The 3304-nt window shown below is 58.0% G+C and carries 3 protein-coding genes; 2 read left to right on the top strand and 1 reads right to left on the bottom strand.

The window, feature by feature from the left end; genetic code table 11:
* Positions 1 to 268: 268 nt before the first annotated feature.
* Entirely contained in the window at positions 269 to 472 is a 204-nt protein-coding gene (locus tag AC5JJ6_RS05355) for a hypothetical protein (RefSeq protein WP_496041052.1), read from the bottom strand.
* 1163 nt (positions 473 to 1635) lie between these two features.
* Here AC5JJ6_RS05355 and AC5JJ6_RS05360 point away from each other — a divergent pair.
* Positions 1636 to 2259 (top strand): ParA family protein, encoded by a 624-nt coding sequence (locus AC5JJ6_RS05360; protein ID WP_496041053.1) that lies wholly within the window; start codon positions 1636 to 1638, stop codon positions 2257 to 2259.
* Between the two features lie 5 nt (positions 2260 to 2264).
* Entirely contained in the window at positions 2265 to 2885 is a 621-nt protein-coding gene (locus tag AC5JJ6_RS05365) for a hypothetical protein (protein ID WP_496041054.1), read from the top strand.
* Positions 2886 to 3304: the final 419 nt, after the last annotated feature.

Raw genomic sequence — 3304 nt, forward strand, 5'->3', positions numbered from 1 at the left:
AATACACTGATTATAGCGTCCAGAGCTGCTTCAGCGGTCTGCCGCACGGCGTCGCTGATATCCTGCGGAATACCGGATCCGACCGCCTCCCAATTGCTCAGCACAGTCTCGACCTTTCCCTCGATCTTGGCCCTCTCCGCGATCTCCATCCCCAAATGTCTGAAGAACGAATCCGTAGGATGGTTGTCGATCGACGCGGTCCGAGCTGCTTCGGTGATAATTACATTCTACGATCCGCTCCTGGCGTCACCCTGCACTTCCCAGCACTTCAGGCATGCACTGATCCAACCAGACCATCTCGACTTTTCAAGCGAGCTTGCTCAAACCCAACGCCACCCTGAAACCATCGAAGCACTGCGCCATCTTGGAATGTCTGATCATCGAGTTCAGAGATGACTTCATCTGTCTGCCGCACGGCGTTGCTGATATCTTGCGGAACATCTGACCCAATGATCGACAGATTGATCATCACGGCTCTGATCTTCGACTTCTCCGCAATCTCTTTCCCCAAAATACTTGAAGAACGACTCCTTCAGCAGTTCGTCGTTTGGCACGGTCCGACTTGCTTCGGCCATGGCTATGTCTCTCAGTCCTCGTAATCCGGCTAGGTGGGGGAGTTTCGCGAACGCATTCGCTCGTGCGCCCTTCCAAAGCCGGCCGGCCTTTTCCGCCAGACCCCCGATGATAGCAGAATTTGCACCGTTGCGACACAGGATCGTGAACAGGATATCGTTAAAGCTTTCCAACCCCGGAACGATCCGGCGCCGAGCTGGCGCATGTAGGTCGTCGGCCGGTCATACGGGAACAGCCCGTCGCGCAGTTGAGCCCGCTAGCCCTCTGGCTCGTCGCTTCCCACAAAGGCGACGTGCTGACGGATCTCGACGTCCAGCCCGACATGCATTCGAATATGCCAGTAGTACAGGGCCATGCGCCAGCCGAGTTTGGATCGGACGCGGACTGAAATTCTGTGTGGACGATGTACCGAAAGCCGTTCTGGATGACTTCGATTACCAAGCCCGCGCAGCGGGACTCGACCTGCTTGAACTCACTCCGAATCGACTTTATCCTGGCGCCTGCCGGTTTGTCGGAACGGTCTAGCATGACTTTAGAATCGCCAGTCATAATTTCCAGGTAGTCGTAGTCCCTCGTCATCCTTCTTGCGGGATCGCTCCTCTTCCGGCTCAATCTGCGGCTACTGAATTTCGAGATGTTCCTTCCGGTCGCATTCCTCACCCCTTGCTTCCCTATCGGGACCATCGGAGTCTGACAGGCTCGGCGCAGCTTGGCCACAGCCCTGCCCGGCTATTCGAGAATACTGGGAGTGTCTAACCGGTTACACTTTTGTGAGCGCGCGGATCCGTGTTCGTCCAAACACACAAGGCGAGGCCTGGGGCCGCTGTTGTTACGGCAACACATTCTTCAACAAATCGGGATTAAGATGGACAAGCGCACTGGCCAGCTGACCCGTAAGCAGTGTAAAGCTGGCTCCAAATTCACCAGACACCAGACTGGACCGGTGCTATGACAGCGACCCTTGCCACCAGGAAAAGAGACGTCAAGTCGAAGAAGCCAGAACAGGCCGCCAAGCCAAGGCCCGCGCCTAATCGGCGTGGAACGTCGGCACGATGTCACACCGTGCTGGTCTGCTCGCCGAAGGGCGGCAGCTCAAAGACGACCACCTGCAGGGCGCTGGCCGTGGCCGCGGCGCAGCAAGGGCTCAAAACGGCAACGCTCGACCTTGACCGCCAGCGGACGCTCTCAAAGTGGTGGATGGAGCGGCCGGATGTCGGCGTTGTCCAGTTCGATCACCACGAGGGCCGCCTCGACGAGATCGGCGCCGCACTGAAGGAAATCAAGGCTGAGGACTACGAGATCGTCATAATCGATACGCCGCCGAACCTTGAGGACCATCCCTCGGCGATCCGCGATCTCATCGCCTTCGCTGACCTGGTTCTGGTGCCAACCGGCCAAGGCAAGGATGACCGCGACAGCGTGATCCCTTTCATGACATATCTAAAGGAGCAGAAGCGCGCGGCCAGCTTCGTGATCGGACGCGCGAAGAAGCGGACGCGTGGCTTAGATCTGGCGAGGGCGTCGCTGGTGCGTGCCGGGCGTCTATGTCCAGTCGAGATCTACGACACCGAGGATATCGCGAACGCCGTCGATCACGGCCTGACCGCGCTGGACATCAATAAGGCCCGAGGCGCCGAGGAACTGGAAGGCCTCTGGCACTACGTGAAGAACGAGCTGGGAGTCTGACCGTCATGAAGCTGAGCAAGACGTCGCTTCGTCGCACCCAGGACGAGCGTATCACCGAGCTAGAGCGCGCCGATCCGACGCTGATGTCGAGCCGCCAGGATTTCGCCCGCGAAATTCAGTCGCTTTGGGATGATGCGCGCGACCGCGTGCTGCGGATCGGCAAGATGCTGGTCATGGCCAAGGCAACGCTCGGCCACGGCGAGTACGAGCAGATGATCGAGCAGGACCTGCCCTTCGCCAGGGGCGTGGCCTTTCAGATCCGATCTGTTTACGAGTCGATCCAGTCGGGCCAGTTCACTGCGGAGGAACTGCCGGCTCCCTATTCTATCGCGTATCAACTTGTCTCCCTGAAGGATCCTGAAAAGCTTGAACAGGCCCGCGCCGAGGGTCTAGTCCGCCCGGACGTTAGGCGTTCCGAGATCCTCGAGTTCAAGCGTCGGCTCAGTTCCAGCGAGACAACGCGGGCGGTCAGCCCAGAGCGCATCCGCGCCCTCAAGGCCGATCGTCAGAAGCTTCTGGAAAAGCTTCGCGCCCTGGAAGCCGAGCTTCAAGATCTGGGAGCCGATCCCGAGACGCTCAACGAGGATAATGATGAAGTAATCGAGGGCGAGGCCGTCGAGGTCTAAGCGATCAAACCAATAATGACATCCGTTTCCAGCGGAACAATGATATGGCATCGTACGGCATGGGCTGACCCCGCCCGTTTGGTGTTTGCGGTGAATGCCGTCTTGCGGTCCGACCGTTCCGGCTGGAAGACGGCATACAAGCGTCGCCACGTAATCGCACGCCTCAGGTCCCAACGCCGATCTGTTAGGCAAATATCCAACCGGTTGCACATTTCTCATCTTCGCTGCGGTGCTTTGCACAGGAAATTCTACCGGACGATCTAGAGCGATCTTCCTGTGCACGTAAATCTTACTGAACGATGCTCGCGGGAAACACTGCCTTGGCTGGTGCAGGCATGGCGCCAGCCGGATCGGCATTGAGCTTTTTAGCAAACAACTTCTCTTCATATTCTTTGTAAGTCCTGGAAAGAGTAGGTGAG

This window comes from Skermanella sp. (assembly GCF_059503625.1).